At 64.1% G+C, this 17482-nt stretch carries 16 protein-coding genes; 4 read left to right on the top strand and 12 right to left on the bottom strand.

Features of this window, described 5'->3' with window-relative positions:
- Positions 1 to 5: 5 nt before the first annotated feature.
- Both ACOZKU_RS14495 and cysG read right to left on the bottom strand, forming a co-directional pair.
- Positions 6 to 320 (bottom strand): DUF2849 domain-containing protein, encoded by a 315-nt coding sequence (locus ACOZKU_RS14495; RefSeq protein WP_421579469.1) that lies wholly within the window; start codon positions 318 to 320, stop codon positions 6 to 8.
- A gap of 1 nt (position 321) precedes the next feature.
- On the bottom strand, positions 322 to 1761 hold the full coding sequence (gene cysG, locus ACOZKU_RS14490) for a siroheme synthase CysG (RefSeq protein WP_421579468.1): 1440 nt from the start codon (positions 1759 to 1761) through the stop codon (positions 322 to 324).
- A gap of 197 nt (positions 1762 to 1958) precedes the next feature.
- Between cysG and ACOZKU_RS14485 the strand changes: the two genes are divergently transcribed.
- Positions 1959 to 2546 (top strand): nucleoside deaminase, encoded by a 588-nt coding sequence (locus ACOZKU_RS14485; RefSeq protein WP_421579467.1) that lies wholly within the window; start codon positions 1959 to 1961, stop codon positions 2544 to 2546.
- A gap of 7 nt (positions 2547 to 2553) precedes the next feature.
- On the top strand, positions 2554 to 3390 hold the full coding sequence (gene mazG, locus ACOZKU_RS14480; protein ID WP_421579466.1) for a nucleoside triphosphate pyrophosphohydrolase: 837 nt from the start codon (positions 2554 to 2556) through the stop codon (positions 3388 to 3390).
- A 197-nt stretch (positions 3391 to 3587) separates the two neighbouring features.
- Here the strand turns inward: mazG and hflX are convergent, their stop codons facing one another.
- The 9 genes from hflX to dusB all read right to left on the bottom strand — a co-directional run bounded on the left by hflX (position 3588) and on the right by dusB (position 15066).
- Positions 3588 to 4907 carry a GTPase HflX gene (gene hflX / locus ACOZKU_RS14475; RefSeq protein WP_421579465.1) on the bottom strand — a complete coding sequence of 440 codons (1320 nt, stop codon included), beginning with the start codon at positions 4905 to 4907 and terminating at the stop codon, positions 3588 to 3590.
- 77 nt (positions 4908 to 4984) lie between these two features.
- The gene (gene hfq, locus ACOZKU_RS14470; protein WP_023514954.1) at positions 4985 to 5227 is read right to left on the bottom strand and encodes an RNA chaperone Hfq; all 243 of its coding nucleotides are present in this window, start codon (positions 5225 to 5227) and stop codon (positions 4985 to 4987) included.
- Positions 5228 to 5326: 99 nt separating this feature from the next.
- Positions 5327 to 6190 (bottom strand): D-amino-acid transaminase, encoded by an 864-nt coding sequence (locus ACOZKU_RS14465; RefSeq protein WP_421579464.1) that lies wholly within the window; start codon positions 6188 to 6190, stop codon positions 5327 to 5329.
- Positions 6191 to 6197: 7 nt separating this feature from the next.
- Positions 6198 to 7574: a Trk system potassium transporter TrkA gene (gene trkA, locus ACOZKU_RS14460; protein WP_421579463.1), complete on the bottom strand. Its 1377-nt coding sequence runs from the start codon at positions 7572 to 7574 to the stop codon at positions 6198 to 6200.
- Between the two features lie 29 nt (positions 7575 to 7603).
- Positions 7604 to 8968: a sigma-54 dependent transcriptional regulator gene (locus ACOZKU_RS14455; RefSeq protein ID WP_314094043.1), complete on the bottom strand. Its 1365-nt coding sequence runs from the start codon at positions 8966 to 8968 to the stop codon at positions 7604 to 7606.
- A complete protein-coding gene (locus ACOZKU_RS14450) occupies positions 8958 to 11231 on the bottom strand; it encodes an ATP-binding protein (protein ID WP_421579462.1) in 2274 nt (757 codons plus the stop codon). The genes ACOZKU_RS14455 and ACOZKU_RS14450 overlap by 11 nt, the downstream gene beginning before the upstream one ends.
- Positions 11232 to 11438: 207 nt before the next feature.
- A complete protein-coding gene (gene ntrC, locus ACOZKU_RS14445; protein ID WP_314094049.1) occupies positions 11439 to 12893 on the bottom strand; it encodes a nitrogen regulation protein NR(I) in 1455 nt (484 codons plus the stop codon).
- Positions 12893 to 14044 carry a two-component system sensor histidine kinase NtrB gene (locus ACOZKU_RS14440; protein WP_421579461.1) on the bottom strand — a complete coding sequence of 384 codons (1152 nt, stop codon included), beginning with the start codon at positions 14042 to 14044 and terminating at the stop codon, positions 12893 to 12895. The genes ntrC and ACOZKU_RS14440 overlap by 1 nt, the downstream gene beginning before the upstream one ends.
- On the bottom strand, positions 14041 to 15066 hold the full coding sequence (gene dusB, locus ACOZKU_RS14435) for a tRNA dihydrouridine synthase DusB (protein WP_421579460.1): 1026 nt from the start codon (positions 15064 to 15066) through the stop codon (positions 14041 to 14043). The genes ACOZKU_RS14440 and dusB overlap by 4 nt, the downstream gene beginning before the upstream one ends.
- A gap of 137 nt (positions 15067 to 15203) precedes the next feature.
- Here dusB and ACOZKU_RS14430 point away from each other — a divergent pair, with 137 nt between their 5' ends.
- On the top strand, positions 15204 to 16424 hold the full coding sequence (locus tag ACOZKU_RS14430) for a bifunctional 2-C-methyl-D-erythritol 4-phosphate cytidylyltransferase/2-C-methyl-D-erythritol 2,4-cyclodiphosphate synthase (RefSeq protein ID WP_421579459.1): 1221 nt from the start codon (positions 15204 to 15206) through the stop codon (positions 16422 to 16424).
- Positions 16421 to 16921, top strand: coding sequence for a CinA family protein (locus tag ACOZKU_RS14425; protein WP_421579458.1), 501 nt, complete (start codon positions 16421 to 16423; stop codon positions 16919 to 16921). Before ACOZKU_RS14430 ends, ACOZKU_RS14425 begins: the two co-directional genes overlap by 4 nt.
- Here ACOZKU_RS14425 and ACOZKU_RS14420 read toward each other — a convergent pair.
- Positions 16910 to 17374 carry a type II toxin-antitoxin system RatA family toxin gene (locus ACOZKU_RS14420; RefSeq protein ID WP_314094057.1) on the bottom strand — a complete coding sequence of 155 codons (465 nt, stop codon included), beginning with the start codon at positions 17372 to 17374 and terminating at the stop codon, positions 16910 to 16912. The two genes, ACOZKU_RS14425 and ACOZKU_RS14420, sit on opposite strands and share 12 nt — an antisense overlap.
- Between the last annotated feature and the right edge of the window lie 108 nt (positions 17375 to 17482).

The raw sequence follows: 17482 nt of genomic DNA, 5'->3' as shown, positions 1-17482 counted from the left end.
TTTCCTCAGGCGGCCGGAGCCGTCGCAGTCAGGCCGGCGTAACCGGCGGCATAGGGAATCGAAGGACCTTCGGCACGAATACGCTCGCGCATGCGCAACGGCCTGAGAACACCATCTACGTCTTCGACGTCCACGACGTTGACGTCAACCACCTTGTTGTCGGCGAAGGCCTGCTTGCCGGTGGCTTCGAGCGCATCGACGGCTTCCTTGTGGCGCGCGACGAAGGCGGCCTGCAAGGATTCGTTCCAGGTGCCGGCGGCATCCAGCCAGACGGAAATACCGTCGGAAAGGCGGTTGGCTGTCAGAACCTTGTCGGCCATGTCATGCTCCCAATGCTGCTGTGTCGCGAACCGTCTGCCGGACGGCAAGCGGTTCGGAATGTTCGAAATTGGCGCCCGCAACCGCGTCGCCGATGATAACCATGACCGGGCCGGACAGTTCGTCGCGGTGTTCGAGGCCTGGAAGGTCCTTGAGCGTGCCGTGCAGCAGGCGCTTTTCGCGGCGGCTGGCATTTTCGACGACCGCGACGGTCGTCTCGTCCGGCAGGCCGGCTTCCATCAGCCGTGCGGCGACGGAAGCGGCGACCGAGCGGCCCATATAGACGGCGACGGTCGCGCCGGAAATCGCAAGGCGCGCCCAGTCGGGCAGCACGGAGCCGGTCAGGTCGTGGCCGGTGGTGAAGACCAGCGAGGAAGCGACGCCGCGCAGCGTCAGCGGCAATTCGAAATCAGCGGCAGCGGCGAAGGCGGAGGTGATGCCGGGCACGATCTCATAGGTGACGCCCGCCTGGCGCAGTGCCGCCATTTCCTCGCCGGCACGGCCATAGACCAGGGGATCGCCGGATTTCAGGCGCACGACCCGCTTGCCCGCCTTGCCGAGTTCGACCAGCAGGTCGTTGATCTCTTCCTGGGACTTGGAATGGCAGCCCTTGCGTTTGCCGACCGACAGGCGCTCGGCATCGCGCCGCCCCATATCGACGATCGCCTGCGGCACCAGCGCATCGAACACGATGACATCGGCTTCCATCATCACGCGCTGGGCGCGCAGCGTCAGCAGGTCTTCGGCACCCGGACCGGCGCCGACGAGCCAGACATGGCCGGCAGCTCCGCCCTGCGCTTTGAGAAGCGTATTGGCCGCGTGGCGTGCCAGCGCGATATCGCCGTTGTTCACGGCGTCGGCCACAGCGCCGTGGAAGAAGCGGCGCCAGAAGACGCGGCGGGTTACACCGCGCGGCAAGATGCGATCGACGGCGTCGCGGTAGCCGCTGGCAAGGCCTGCAAGGCGCCCAAGCGACGGCGACAGGATCTGGTCGACCTGCGCGCGGACCATCTGCGCGAGAACGGGGCCAGCCCCCTCGGTACCGATCGCAACGGCGACCGGCGCACGATTGACGAGGGCCGGCGTGAAGAAATCGCAATGATCGGGCTGATCGACGGCGTTCACCGGAATGCGCAATTCGCGGGCGGCCTTGGAAATGGCGCGGTCGGCGGCCGCATCGCCTGTCGCGGCGAAAACCAGCGTCGCCTCGGCGATCGCTTCCTTCGAAAATGGCGCGCGGATCAGCGTCAGCCCCTTGTCGGCGATGAAGCGGGCGAAGCCGGCCTCCGGCGCTTCGGCGAGAACGACGATCCGGGCGTCCGTGTTGAACAGCAGGCGGGACTTGGCAAAGGCCTCATCGCCTTCTCCCACGACAACGACCGTCCTGCCGCTGACGCGGAAGAACGCCGGGAATGTCGAAAGCTTCTGCTGTGCCTCGGTCATGATCTGGTCCGGTTGAAGTGTGCGCACTATCGCGAAAAACGACAAGAAACAAAAGAAACAGAAATTCCAATGGCCTTGAAGGGGCGTATTGTTTTGCTCTGCGGCCCGGCATTTTGAGCATAAGTCACCGGCCGCCCTTGCCTGTCCGCCCGGCCGCCCGGTAAGGATGCCGCATAACGCCAACAGGAAACCCCGCCATGGATCAGGCCACGCTCGCAAAACGTCTGCTCGACGTGATGGAATTCGACATCCTGCCGCTGACGCGCCAGGGCGTCGCGGCCGGCAACAAGGTTTTCGGCGCGGCGATCCTCAACAAGGCGGATCTTTCGCTCGTTCTCGCCGAGACGAACAACGAGACGGAAAATCCGCTCTGGCATGGCGAAATTCACACGCTGAAACGCCTCTACGAGCGCGTGGAGAAGCCCAACACCAAGGATTATATCTTCCTGTCGACGCACGAGCCCTGCTCCATGTGCCTTTCGGCCATCACCTGGGCCGGTTTCGATAATTTCTATTATTTCTTCAGTCACGAGGATTCGCGCGACAGTTTTGCCATCCCGCACGACCTGCGCATCCTGAAGGAGGTGTTCCGGCTCGATCCCGGCGGCTACGCGAAGACCAATGCCTTCTGGCACTCGGCGTCCATCGCCGACCTGATCGCCACCGCCGACGAAACGGCCAAGACCGATCTCAAGGCACAGGATGCAAGAATCCGCGCCGCCTATGATGCGCTGTCGGAAAGCTACCAGTCCGGCAAGGCCGACAACAACATCCCGCTGAACTGAGGCCGCCATGCAGCCGAGCCGTGACATCGAGCGCCTGATCGAGATCATGCAAGCCCTGCGCCAGCCGGAAACCGGCTGCCCCTGGGATGTGGTCCAGACCTTCGAGACGATCAAGCCCTATACGATTGAGGAGGCCTACGAGGTCGCCGATGCGATCGAGCGCGGAGACATGGACGATCTCTGCGAAGAGCTGGGCGACCTGCTTTTGCAGGTGGTGTTCCACGCCCGGATGGCCGAAGAGCGCGGCGATTTCGATTTCGGCAATGTCGTCGAGGCCGTAACGCGAAAAATGATCCGCCGCCACCCGCATGTCTTCGCCCGCTCGGACGCCGACACGCCCGAAGCCGTGAAGCTGCAATGGGATGCGATCAAGCAGGCCGAAAAGCGTGAGCGCAAGGAGCGGCGCGCCAGACGCGGTCTGCCTGAGGACCCGCTACGCGGCCATCTCGGCTCGGTGCAACGCTCCTTCCCGGCCCTCGTCGAGGCGCTGAAACTTCAGGAGCGGGCGGCCAAGGTCGGTTTCGACTGGTCGGAACCGGCGCCGATCCTCGACAAGATCGAGGAGGAAATCGGCGAGCTGCGGGAAGCGCTGCGCAACGGCGATCAGGCGGCGGTTGCCGACGAACTGGGCGACCTCATTTTCGCCCTGGTCAACATTGGCCGCCATGTCGGCGCCGATCCGGAAATGGCCCTGCGCGGCACGAACACCAAGTTCCGCAACCGGTTCTCGCACATCGAGGATAGCCTCGCCGCCAATGGCGAAAGCCTGGAGGCGGCGACGCTGGAGCGGATGGAGGAGCTTTGGCAGGCGGCGAAGCGCATCGAGCGGCAGCTGGCAAAATAGCAGCAACCTTTGCGCAGCCCCCCTCATCCGCCTGCCGGCACCTTCTCCCCACGGGGAGAAGGAAAGGATGAGACGTTTCGTTCTGTGCTCTTTTCTTGGAAGGTTAATCGCGAACATCGTGGTTTCTCCTTCTCCCCATTGGGGAGAAGGAGCCGGCAGGCGGATGAGGGGGTGGCCGCAGCCTCAATCGCGCCGCCTCAGCGTTCCCAATCCTCACGCACGGCCTTGCCGCTGATGCCGAGCCGCCGGTCCAGTTCCGCCGCTTCGGTTTCCGTCAGCCGCAACTCCAGCCGCACATTGCCGTCTTCCAGATCCTCGCGGGCGTCGACGACCGAGTGATCGTAGATCCACGGCAGCAGTTGCAGCTGCATGACGGGCACGGTGACATCGCGATCGACCAGAACGCCGGAAAGCCGCTGATTAATCTCGGCGAGCAGCGCGTCGACGCCCTCGCCCGAAATGGCGGAGACCGCCACGACATTCGGCTGCGTCTCGGCCTTCTGCACCAGCGCGTCGCGCGCTTCCGGCTCCAGCCGGTCGATCTTGTTCCAGACTTCGAGGATGCGCTCCGCGCCGTCCTTCTCATCGATGCCGAGATCGGTCAGGATGCGCAGCACGTCGGACGCTTGTGCGCCGCTGTCCGGGTCGGACATGTCGCGCACATGCAGGATGAGATCGGCTTCCAGCACCTCTTCCAGCGTCGCGCGGAAGGCGGCGACGAGATGGGTCGGAAGGTCGGAGATGAAGCCCACGGTGTCGGACAGGATGACGGTGCGGCCCTGCGGCAGCTTCATGCGGCGCAGCGTCGGATCGAGCGTGGCGAAGAGCATGTCCTCGGCCAGAACCCCTGCCCCGGTGATGCGGTTGAACAGCGTCGACTTGCCGGCATTGGTATAGCCGACGAGCGCCACGATCGGATGCGGCACCTTCTTGCGCTTGGAGCGATGCAGCTGACGGGTGCGGCGCACCTGTTCCAGTTCGCGCTCCAGCTTGACGATCTTGTCCTGCAACAGGCGACGGTCGGCTTCGATCTGCGTTTCACCGGGACCGCCCATGAAGCCCGCGCCACCGCGCTGGCGCTCAAGGTGGGTCCAGCTGCGCACGAGCCGGCCTTTCTGGTAATTCAGATGCGCAAGCTCGACCTGCAACGTGCCTTCCTTGGTGGAGGCGCGGCGGCCGAAGATTTCCAGAATGAGGCCCGTGCGGTCGATGACCTTGGCGTTCCATTCCTTCTCGAGATTGCGCTGCTGCACCGGCGTCAGCGGGTGATCGACGATGACGAGGCCGGCATCGTTGGCGTCGAGCTCGGCCTTGATCTCCTCGATCTTGCCGCTGCCAAGCAGCGTGCCGGGCTTCGGCTGGCTGACGGGCACAAGCATCGAGGAAACGATGGTAAGGTCGATGGCGCGGGCAAGGCCGACGGCCTCTTCGAGGCGGGCCTCGTCGGAGCGCGTCACGACGGTCGGATCCGGCTTCGTGCGCCCCTTCAGGACGGGAGCGATGACGACAGCGCGCATGTCGTCCCGGCGTTTTTCGACGTCCGGGACGATGGAATCCTTGGATGAATCAGATTTTTTAATGGTCTTGGGTCCTGTCAGGAGCCGCTTTCCTCGGTCTCGAACATCTGCAGCGGCTGGCCGGGCATGATGGTCGAGATCGCGTGCTTGTACACGAGCTGCGAGTGACCGTCGCGACGGAGCAGCACGCAGAAATTGTCGAAGGATGTGACAACCCCGGTCAGCTTGACCCCGTTGATGAGAAAGATCGTGAGAGAAATCTTTTGCTTGCGAACGGTATTAAGAAAAAGATCCTGCAGGTTCTGAGAACGTTCCGCCATCGCGCCGCTTCTTTCTGATTGCCGGCCCTTGAGACCGGTTGACTGAAATAAATTGCCCCCAGGCCCGGCAACCAATGTGCCCGACCGTCGATTTTGGTATCAAATCACGGTCTTCTCCGCAACGGCGAAAAAAGCATCCCTGATTTTCTGCGCCGTCATGCCGGGATGCCCGTTAGCGACGCTGTGCCCGTCGATGGCCACGACCGGCAGACAGATGGTCGTCGCCCCCGTGATGAAAACCTCGCGCGCTTCGAGCATTTCCGCCACCGAAAAGCGCCGTTCCTGCACGGCAATCCCGAGTTTTTCGGCGACATCCATCAACGTCGTGCGGGTGATGCCCTTGAGGATCGCGTGGTCGGCCGGCCGCGTCACCAGCATTCCGGCCTTGTCGACGATCCACAGGTTCGTTGCGCCGCCCTCTGTGACGTTGCCGTCCGGATCGACGAAAATCGCCTCCTGCGCGCCCGCCTCCTTCGCCTGCTGGCGGGCCAGCACGTTCGGCAGCAGGCCGACGGTCTTGATATCCACCCTGCCCCAGCGGTTGTCCGGCACAGTCATCGCCTTGATGCCGGCGGCATATTTCGCGGCATTGATCGCCGGATTGATACTTTTCGCCGTCACGATGAGCGAGGCCCGCACCTCCGGCGCGGGAAACACATGATCGCGCCGGGCAACGCCGCGCGAAATCTGGAGATAGACCATGCCGTTGACCACGCGGTTGCGGCGCAGCACCTCGCGTAGGATGCCGACAAGCGCCGAGCGACTCATCGGCGCGCGAATGCGGATTTCGCCGAGCGAACGGTCGAGCCGGTCGAGATGGCGCGTCAGGTCGACGATGAACCCCTTCTGCACCTGGCAGACTTCATAGACCGCATCGCCGAAGACCAGTCCCCGGTCCTCGATCGAAACCGCGGCATCGGCATGGCGAACATAGCGGCCGTTGACATAGGCGAAGCGCGGCATGGAGATCCTAGAAGTATTGAATGCTGACGCGGAAGAGCTGTTCGACATGGCGCACCGCACCGGCTGCGGCAAAGAGCACCACCCGGTCCTTCGCCTTGATCTTGGTGTTGCCGTCCGGCCGGATCACCGTCTTGTCGCGATAGACGGCGCCGATGCGGATGCCGGGCGGCAGTTCGATATCGCGCAGCGGCTTGCCGACCAGCGGCGACGTTTCCAGCGCCTCGGCCTCGATCACCTCGGCCGAGCCCTTCTGCACCGCATAGACGGAGCGGATGCGGCCCTTGCGTACATGCTGGAGGATGCCGGAGATCGTCACGGCGCGCGGATTGATGCTGGCGTCGATGCCCAGCGTCTTGGTGAAATCCTGGTAGCTCGGATCGTTGATCAGAACGAGATTCTGCTTGCAGCCCAGCCGCTTGGCCATGACGGAGCCCAGAATGTTGATCTGGTCGTTGTTGGTCAGCGCCACGATCAGGTCGGCATCGTGGATATCGGCCTGTAGGAGCATTTTCTGGTCGAGCGCCGAGCCATGCAGGACGACGGCGTTGCGCAGCTTGTCGGCGACGGCGACGGCGCGCTCCCGGTCGCTTTCGATGATCTTCAGCCGGGTCTTCGGCTGATAATCCTCGATGGCTTTGGCGACGAAATAGCCGATATTGCCGCCGCCGGCGATGACGATGCGCGCCGCCTCCTGCTCCTCATGGCCGAACAGCGCGAGCGTGCGCCGCACATGCCCCTTGTCGCAGACCACATAGGCGAGATCGCCGGAATGCAGCTGGTCGGAGGAATTCGGCACCGTCAGCTTGCCGTTGGAAAAGATACCGGTGACGGTGGCATTGAGGTCGGGGAAAAGCTCGCTGAGCTGTTTCAGCGGCGTTTCGACGACCGGGCAATCCTCCATGCACTCGATCGCCACCATGACGATGCGGTCGTCGGCAAAGCGCACGACATCCGTCGCGCCCGGGAAGGAAATGCGGCGCAGCACCATCTTGCCCACCTCCACCTCCGGCGAGATGGTAACGTCGATGGGCATGTTTTCGCGCGAGAAAAGATCGGAATATTCCGGCGCCAAATAGCTCTGCGCGCGAATGCGGGCGATCTTGGTCGGCACATTGAACAGCGAATGGGCGACTTGGCAGGCGACCATGTTGATCTCGTCGAACAGGGTCACGGCGATCAGCATGTCCGCCTGGTCGGCGCCGGCTTTGGCCAGCACCTCCGGATGGGCGCCATGGCCGACGATACCGCTGACATCGAGCGTCTCGGTGATGGCAGAAATCAGCGACGGCTGCGTGTCGATGACGGAGACGTCGTTGCCCTCTTCCGAGAGCCGCTCGGCAATACCGTAGCCGACGCGTCCGGCGCCGCAGATGATGACCTTCATGCCCTAGAATCCCTCAGTCTCTTGGCGCCTTATACGCCAAGCGACTTCAGTTTGCGATGGAGCGCGGAGCGTTCCATGCCGACGAATTCGGCCGTGCGCGAAATGTTGCCGCCGAAGCGATTAATCTGCGCGATCAGATAGTCACGCTCGAACATTTCGCGCGCCTCACGCAGCGGCAGCGTCATGATGTGCTGGTCGCCCTGGGTGGAGATTTTCGGCAGCATGTCACCCACTTCCGTCGGCAGCATGTCGGCGGTGATCGGCGTATCGGGGCCGTCGCTGCGGGCGAGGATCATCAGGCGCTCGATATTGTTGCGCAGCTGGCGGATGTTGCCCGGCCAGTCATGCGCCTGCAGCACGGCAAGCGCGTCGTCACCGATCTTGCGGGCGCGGATACCGGCCTGCTCGCTGATCTGGCGCATGAACATGTCGACGAGGAACGGGATATCCTCGCGCCGTTCGGCCAGCGGCGGCACACGGACCGGCACAACAGCGAGGCGGTGGTAAAGATCTTCCCGGAACCCGCCCTCGGCGATCAGGCTTTCGAGATTGTAGGCTGTGGAGGAAATGATGCGCACATCGACCTTCACCCGCTTGGAGCCGCCGACGCGCTCGAACTGCTGATCCACCAGAACGCGGAGAATCTTGTTCTGCGTCTCGCGCGGCATTTCGCCGATCTCGTCGAGATAGAGGATGCCGCCATGCGCCTCTTCCAGCGCGCCGGTGCGGCGCGGCTGGCCGGGCGTGCCTTCCGTCCCGAACAGCGCGACCTCCATGCGCTCCGGCGTGATCGCCGCGGCGTTCAGCACGACGAAGGGGCCGCTTGCCCGCGTCGACTTGCGGTGGATCATGCGCGCCACCAGCTCCTTGCCGGAACCGGAGGGGCCGAGGATCATGATGCGGCTGTTTGTCGGCGAGACCTTGTCGATGTTCTGGCGCAGCTGCGAGACGGCGACGGAGGTGCCGATCAGCTCGACCGGATCGCCGGACCGCTTCTTCAGCTCCGTCACCTCGCGGCGCAGCTTGGAGTTTTCCAGCGCCCGCTCGGCAATCAGGATCAGCCGGTCGGCCTTGAACGGCTTTTCGATGAAATCATAGGCGCCGCGACGGATCGCCGATACCGCCGTCTCGATATTGCCGTGGCCGGAGATCATCACGACCGGCAGATCGGGATGCCGGCTCTTGATTTCGTCGAGCAGCGCCAGCCCGTCGAGCTTGCTGCCCTGCATCCAGATGTCGAGGAAGACGAGCCGCGGCACGCGGTCGCTGATCGCCGCCAGCGCACTGTCGCTGTCAAAGGCGGTGCGCGTCTCGTGCCCTTCGTCCGACAGGATGCCGGAGACGATCTCGCGGATGTCCTCTTCGTCGTCAACGACCAGAATATCAGACGCCATGGCTCATTTCCTTGCTCTTATTCTTGTCCGCATCGACGGCCGCGGTTTCTTCATAGGGCAGGATCACACGGATCATCGCCCCCTGGCCGTTGTCGAAGTCCTGGGGGGCGTCATGCAATTCCAGCTGCCCGCCATGGTCTTCGATGATCTTCTTCACGATGGCGAGGCCGAGCCCGGTGCCCTTCTCGCGCATCGTCATGTAGGGTTCGAGAATGCGATGCCGGTTCTCCGTCGGCAGGCCCTTTCCGTTGTCGACGACGTCGACGACAAACCGCCGTCCCGCATCATCAGCCTCGGCACGCACGAGGATCTTGTGCTCGCCGCGTTCGGCCTCCGGCGGCAGCGCCTCGATCGCCTCCACCGCGTTCTTGATGAGATTGCCGAAGGCCTGGGCAAGCATGCGCGCGTCGAACAGGCCCGTCAGCGGCACCTCGCCGAGATCCTTCTGGAAGGCGACGTGGTTGTTGCCCATCTCGCGCAGGAATACGGCATCCTTCAGGATATTGCGCAGGTCCGAACGCTCCTTGGTGGGTTTCGGCATGCGTGCGAAGGAGGAGAACTCGTCCACCATGCGGCCGATATCCTCGACCTGACGCACGATCGTATCCGTACACTGGTCGAAGACCGCGCGATCCTCCTGATCGATCTGCTTGCCATAACGGCGGCGGATGCGCTCGGCCGAAAGCTGGATCGGGGTCAGCGGGTTCTTGATCTCATGGGCGATGCGGCGGGCCACATCCGCCCAGGCGGTGGACCGCTGCGCGATGACGAGATCGGTGATGTCGTCGACGCTGATGACGAAGGATTCCTGCGCGTCGCTTGCTTCCTCGCGGATCACCTGCACGTTCAGCGTCCGCTCCTTGCCGCCATGCATGATGTTGATCTGCTTGCGGAATTCGTTGCGATGACGGGCAGAGCCCTCGGCCAGCACGGCGGCGATTTCCGGCGTGACGCCGACCAGCGGCTCGCCGATCAGGTCGACCGCGTTGCGGCCGAGCAGGATTTCCGCCGAGAGATTGACGATGGTGATGCGCCCGTCGCCCTCGACGCCGATGACGGCTGCCGTCACGCCCGACAATACCGCCTCGATAAAGCGGCGGCGATGATCCATCTCGTCCTTGGCGTCGAGAATCTCGCCCTGCTGGGTGCGGATTTCGGCGATCATCTTGTTGAAGGTACGCGAGAGGTTGCCGACGTCGCCATCGGCCACACGCACCGGCACCGTGACATCGAGATTGCCGGAGGCGACGCTGTCGGCGGCGCCGATCAGCTGGCGGATCGGCCGGACGATGCGGTCGGCGACCGCGATCGCGGTCCAGATCGCCGCGAGCAGGACGATGAGCGCGAAGCCGAGATAGAGCACGCCGAAGGCGATTTGCAGCGTCGTGCGGCCGGCTTCCAGCGCGCGATATTCCGCCGTGTTCTCTTCCATCAGCCGCATGGAGCGCATGACTTCGGGATCGACGGTACGGATCGTGTAGAGGAAGGCGTCCGGGATGTTGTCGAGCTTGATGATGGCGCCGACGAGGTTGGTCTGACCCGGTGGGATGAGCGTCGGCTGGCCGGCGGCGGACGCCTTCAATGCATCTTCCGGGGCCGGCGGCAGGCGGTTTTCCGTCGGAATATTGGCCTGAAGAATGACGGAGCCGTCGGCGCGCAGCAGGGAGGCGGCGAGCATGCCGCGCCCGCGCGCCTGCCGCGTCATCAATTCGGTAAAGCCGGTGCGGTCGAGGCTGTAGAGCTGGCGATTGCGGTCAAGGTCGTTCGCCATCGAGGCTGTCTGGCCCTGCAGGTAGCTGGCATTTTCCAGCATATAAGCCTGCGCCACGTTCAGCGAGGAACTGACGATCGACTGCGTGCGGATGGAAAACCACCGGTCGAGGCCGACATCGAGCGTGATCGAGGCGAAAATGGCAACGAGCACGGCGGGCGTGATCGCGACGATCGAAAACAGCGCGACGATGCGCACATGAAGCCGCGCGGCAGCCCGGCCACGGCTGCGGGCACGCAAGAGCCGGACGATTTCCCGCCCGATCAGGAACATCAGGCCGACGATGAAGATGGCATTGATCGCCGCCGAGGCGATGACGACGTTGGCGACCGGCTTGATCGGCGTCAGGCCCAGAAGAATGAACAGCGACAGCGTGGCGGCGACAAGCGCACCGCCGGCCAGCACGAGGCCCGGCAGGGCGAAGGAGGCGCGCCGGTCTGCCGACACCTTCCCCTCACCGCCGCCCGCAAGCAGGTCCAAACGCTCGTCCATCTGCTGCATCGCTTCCCCGGCCGAACGCCTCGAAAGGCGCCGGCGTTATTCTCTTGTTTTCGGGATGGCGCCGACCGCAGGGAGGATCGGCCGCAGTCGCAACCGAATCCCTAGACGTTCAGGCACGCGGACGAATTCGGCCGCAAACCCCTCTGTTACCCTCAAGCAACAGATTGTGGCCAAAATGCAACGCCTCTTGCCGTTAAGTCAAGCGGAGCGGGAACTTCTGTACACAGACACGCCCAATTCGCGAATTTTCTTGCGCAGCGTGTTGCGGTTCAGGCCGAGCAGATCGGCCGCCTTGATCTGGTTGCCGCGGGTCGCCGTAAGCGCGGCGAGAATCAGCGGATATTCCATCTCGGCCAGCACCCGGTCGTAGAGACCGGCCGGTGGCAGGCCGTCGCCGAAGCTTGCGAAATACTGCCGCATGTTCTCTTCCACCGCTTGCGAGATGGAAAGCGAGCCGCTGCGCGTCACGGTCTTTTCGATGGGGCTGTCGGGCACGTCCGCCCGCAATTCCGTCTCGATGATCTCGCGCGTGATGACGTCCTGCGGGTAAAGCGCGGTCAGGCGGCGCACGACGTTTTCCAGCTCGCGCACATTGCCCGGCCAGGCATGCGCCTTCATCAGTTCCAGCGCCTCCTGGTCGAAACGCTTGGCGTCGAGCCCTTCCTTCTCCGCCTGCTGCACGAAATGGCGCACCAGATCAGGGATGTCCTCCGCACGGTCGCGCAGCGGCGGCAGGCGCAGCGGCACGACGTTTAGGCGGTAATACAGGTCCTCGCGGAACAGGCCCTGGTTGATCGACTGCTTCAGGTCCTTGTTGGTCGCCGCCACGATGCGCACATCGGTGCGGATCGGCGTGCGGCCGCCGACGGTCGTGTATTCGCCCTGCTGGAGCACGCGCAGTAGGCGCGTCTGCGCATCCATCGGCATATCGCCGATCTCGTCGAGGAACAGCGTGCCGCCCTCGGCCTGCTCGAAACGGCCGGTCGAGCGGTTCTGCGCGCCGGTAAAGGCGCCCTTCTCGTGACCGAACAGTTCCGATTCGATGAGATCGCGCGGGATGGCCGCCATGTTGATGGCGACGAAGGGGCCGTTGCGGCGCTTGCCGTAGTCGTGCAGCGCGCGGGCGACGAGTTCCTTGCCGGTGCCCGATTCGCCGGTGATCATCAGCGTCAGGTCCGTCTGCATGAGACGCGCCAGCACGCGGTAGATTTCCTGCATGGCCGCCGAGCGGCCGACCAGCGGCATGCCGTCCTGCGTGTCGTCGTCGAGCCGTGCCGGCTTGCGCTTCGGCTCGGCAAGGGCGCGGCCGATGATGGCGATCAGTTCCGTCAGATCGAAAGGCTTCGGCAGATAGTCGTATGCGCCCTTCTCCGAGGCCTTGATCGCCGTCATGAAGGTGTTTTGCGCGCTCATCACCAGCACCGGCAGGTCCGGGCGGGCCTTCTTGATGCGCGGCAGGAGATCGAAGGCATTCTCGTCGGGCATCACGACGTCGGTGACGACGATGTCGCCCTCGCCGGCCGAAATCCAGCGCCACAGTGTCGCCGCATTGGAGGTGATGCGCACGTCATAGCCGGCACGGCTGAGCGCCTGGTTGAGAACCGTGCGGATCGCGGCATCGTCATCGGCAACGAGGACTGTGGCGCCTGTCATCAGATATGTCCTTTGGTCTTGGGAAAGTCGTCGTCTTCGCTGACGCCGCGGGAGGCCGGCATCAGCACGCGGAAGGTGGTTCGCGAGCCCTGGCTGTCGCATTCGACAATGCCGCCATGGCCGCCGATGATCTTTGCCACCAAGGCGAGGCCGAGCCCGGAGCCGTTGGTCTTGGTGGTGATGAAGGGATCGAAGAGATGCGGCAGCAGGTCGCCGGGCACGCCGGGACCGTTGTCATGCACGCAGAATTCCAGCGGCAGCGAGATCTTTTCCCGCGTTCCGGCGACGGAAAGCCGGATGCCGGGCCGATAGGCCGTCGTCAGCTGGATTTCGCCCTCCGGCCGGTCGCCGATCGCTTCCGCGGCGTTCTTGATGAGATTGAGAAAGACCTGAACCAACTGGTCCCGGTTGGCGAAGACCGGCGGGAGCGAGGGGTCGTAAAGTTCGGTGATCTTGATGTTGCGCCCGAACCCGGCCTTTGCCACCGCCTTCACATGGTCAAGCACGGCATGGATGTTCAGCGGCACGCGATCCACCGGGCGCTCGTCGGAAAACACCTCCATGCGATCGACCAGCGAAACGATGCGGTCGGTCTCGTCGCAGATCAGCCGGGTCAGCGCCCGGTCCTCGTCGATGACGGAGGTCTCCAGAAGCTGTGCGGCGCCGCGAATGCCGGACAGCGGGTTCTTGATTTCATGCGCCAGCATGGAGGCAAGGCCGGTGACGGAGCGCGCCGCACCGCGATGCGTCAGCTGCCGGTCGATCTTGTCCGCCATCGAGCGTTCCTGGATGACGACCACGACGGAGCCCGCCGGCTCGGTCGTCACGGGTGCCACATAGATATCGGCGAGCTTGTCGGCGCCGAGGCGCGGCGAGGACAGGTCCACGCGGTATTCGCTGACCGGCGCCTTGCGCTCGCGCACCTGGTCGATCAACGTCAGAAGCGGGCTTCCGAACGGGATCAGGCTCGAAACCTTGTGCTTCGCCAGATGGTTGGCACTCGCGCCGAAGAAGGCTTCCGCCTCCCAGTTGGCGAATGCGACATGGCCTTCGATATCGACGAGAATGACCGGGTTCTGGATGGCATTGAGCACGGCGAGCGCCAGGTCCGGCGCATTGGCGGCGTTCTGCTGTGGGGCCTTGTCCGTCATGCCGCCTCTCCGATCCCTGCGGCACCCGCATCCAGAATGGCCGCCTCCAGCCGGCGTGCGACGAATTCGCTGTCACGCGCCGTCATGATCTCCGCCTTCACCGCGCCCGGCAGATCGGGAGCGTAGTGCCCGAGATACCAGCCGACATGTTTGCGTGCATGGCGCAGGCCCGCCTCGACGCCGTAGAAATCGAGCATCATACGATAGTGCTCCACTGCCGTCGCTGCGACCACATCCAGCGAGGGATGGTCGATGGCGCCGGCCAGAACCGCCGGGTGCCAGGGACGACCTTGCGCGGAACGGCCGACCATCACGGCATCGGCGCCCGAACGGCGCAGGATTTCCGCGGCATCCTCCGATGTCTCGACATCGCCATTGGCGACGAGGGGGATCGACAGCACGTCGCGCACCGCACGGATCGCGTCCCAATCCGCCTTGCCCTCGTAGAACTGCATGCGCGTGCGGCCATGCACGGTGATCATCGCGGCACCCGCCGCCTCGGCGCGGGCGGCGATATGCGGGGCGTTCAGCGAATCATGGTCCCAGCCAAGCCGCATCTTCACCGTGACCGGCACCGTCACCGCATTGACCGTCGCCTCGATCAGCCCGAGCGCATGGTCGGGATCGCGCATCAGCGCCGAACCGGAATAGCCGCCGATCACCTTCTTGGCGGGGCAGCCCATATTGATGTCGATGATATCGGCGCCCTCGCCTTCGGCGATCCTGGCGGCTTCCGCCATCCAGTGCGCCTCGCGGCCGGCGAGCTGCACCATATGCGGCGCGATTCCGCAATTGCGGATGCGCGACCAGCTTTCCCGCGCATTCAGCGCCAGCTCCCGGCTTGCCACCATCTCCGTCACCACCAGTCCCGCGCCAAAACGCCAGGCGAGATCGCGGAACGGCAGGTCCGTGACGCCCGACATCGGCGCCAGCACCACGCGGTTGCGCAGGGTCTGGTTTCGGATCGCCAGCGGTGCCGACAGAGCGGGGATCGTCAAATGCTCATCTTTCAAGCAGGTCATGTCTCTGCACTATTTTTAGCCATCATTGTCGTTCTTGCCAAGCCGCAATCCTGCGCACCCGCATTTTTCCTGACAGCGCTGGAATTGCGGCATCCTTCCGGCTAAACCACCTCAAAACGCTTTGAAACGGGAGGTCGATGACCGAAATGCAGGCGGAAAATGCGCATTCCTGCGGTGTGGTGATCGTAGCCGCCGGTCGCGGCGAGCGGGCCGGCAGCCATGCCGAAGGCCCCAAGCAATACCGCCGCATCGGCGGAAGGCCGGTCATCTCCCATACGCTCGATCTCTTTGTCAATTGGCAGCCCGCCCGGCGTATCGTGGTCGTGATACATCCCGATGACGCGGCCTTGTTCGATATGGCACGCGAAAACACCCTGCCCGCCGGCGACCGCCTCACCGTCGTCCATGGCGGCGCGACCCGCCAGCAATCCGTGCTTGCCGGTCTCGAAGTGCTGGCGAAGGACGAGATCAGCCACGTGCTCATCCAGGATGCCGTGCGCCCCTTCGTCGAGCCTGCCATCCTGGAACGCACCCTTGCCGCCTTCAGCCACGGCGCCCGCGCCGTCCTGCCCGCCGTCGCGGTCGCCGATACGCTGAAGCGCGCCGACGCCAACGGCAATGTCGCGGAAACCGTCTCGCGCTCCGGCCTGTTTGCTGCGCAGACGCCGCAGTCCTTCCACTTCGCGACCATCCTCGAAGCGCACCGCCGCGCGGCCGCCTCCGGCCGCACGGATTTCACCGACGACGCCTCGATCGCCGAATGGGCAGGTGTGCGCGTGCATCTGGTCGAAGGCAGCGCCGGTAACGTCAAGCTTACATTGCAGAAGGATATCGCCATGGCCGACCAGCGCCTCTCGCACGGGCTCCCGGATGTGCGCACCGGAAACGGCTACGATGTGCACCAGCTCGTCGAGGGCGATGGCGTGACGCTCTGCGGCCTCTTCATCCCGCACGACCAGAAACTCTCGGGCCATTCCGACGCCGACGTCGCGCTGCACGCCCTCACCGACGCCCTGCTCGCAACCTGCGGCGCCGGCGATATCGGCGATCATTTCCCGCCGTCGGACATGCAATGGAAGGGTGCCGCCTCGCGCATCTTCCTCGAACATGCAGCAGCAATAGTGCGCGCGAACGGCGGCACGATCATGAATGCCGACGTCTCGCTGATCGCCGAGGCGCCGAAGGTCGGCCCGCACCGGGAGGCTATGCGCCGGAATCTCTCGGACTTCCTCGGCATCTCCATCGACCGCTGCTCGGTGAAAGCGACGACCAACGAGAAGATCGGCTTCATCGGCCGCCGCGAAGGCATTGCCGCCATCGCCACCGCTACTGTCGTTTACAAGGGAATCGACGCATGAGCTTCTGGCCTGAGGATATCGAAGAGACCGCCCGCAGCATCGTTGCCGATTTCACCGAGAAGAAGCTGCTGATCGCCACCGCCGAATCCTGTACCGCAGGGCTGATCGCTGGCGCGATCACGGAAATTCCCGGCTCGTCGGGCGTCTTCGACCGCGGTTTCGTTACCTATTCCAACGAGGCCAAGCGCGAAATGATCGGCGTCGCCAATGCGACGCTGAAGGCGCACGGCGCCGTCTCGCGCCCGACCGCGCTGGAAATGGCACAGGGCGCCATCGGCAATTCCGGCGCCAATATCTCGATTGCCGTAACCGGCATCGCCGGCCCCGGCGGCGGCACGGAGGAAAAACCCGTCGGCCTCGTCCACCTCGCCGCCGCGCGCACCGGGCATGAGACACTGCATCGGGAAATGCGCTACGGCGATATCGGCCGCAATGCCGTCAGGCTTGCGACCGTGCGCACCGCACTGGAAATGCTGGTCGAAATATCAGCCGGTTGAGGCCGTGCCGCCATAGATCGCGTCGGCGCGCTTTTCAAACGCCTCGGTGAACATGCGGAAGGCCCGGTCGAACATCGAGCCCATCAGCGCACCGAGAATGCGGCTCTTGAATTCGTAGTCGATGAAGAAATGCACCGAGCAGCCGCCGTCCGGCAGCGGCTCGAAGCGCCAGCGGTTGTCGAGATAACGGAACGGCCCGTCGATATATTTGACGTCGATCGCCCGCTCTGCCCTGTTGAGTAGCACCTGCGTGGTGAAGGTCTCGCGGATCGCCTTGTAGCCGACGGTCATGTCTGCCACGAGCAATTCCTTGCCGTCGCGCTCCTTGCGCGAGCGCACGGAAAGCCCCTCGCAGAGCGGCAGGAATTCCGGGTAGCGCTCGACATCGGCGACGAGGGCATACATCTCATCGGGTGAATGGGGAACCGGACGGCGGGTTTCGAACTGGGGCATGGCCGAGAGCTAATGAACCGCGGCAAGTCTTGCAAGTAGGGCGTCATTCTCGCCGCGCGATTTCAACACGCAAACCTGCACGTCGCGGCCATAGGCCGCAAGGTTGTG

Origin of the sequence: Shinella sp. M31 (assembly GCF_049199205.1) — a bacterium.
Lineage (GTDB): Bacteria > Pseudomonadota > Alphaproteobacteria > Rhizobiales > Rhizobiaceae > Shinella.
The sequence above is the reverse complement of the archived record's forward strand: the minus strand, read 5'-3'. Positions and strand labels throughout refer to the sequence as shown.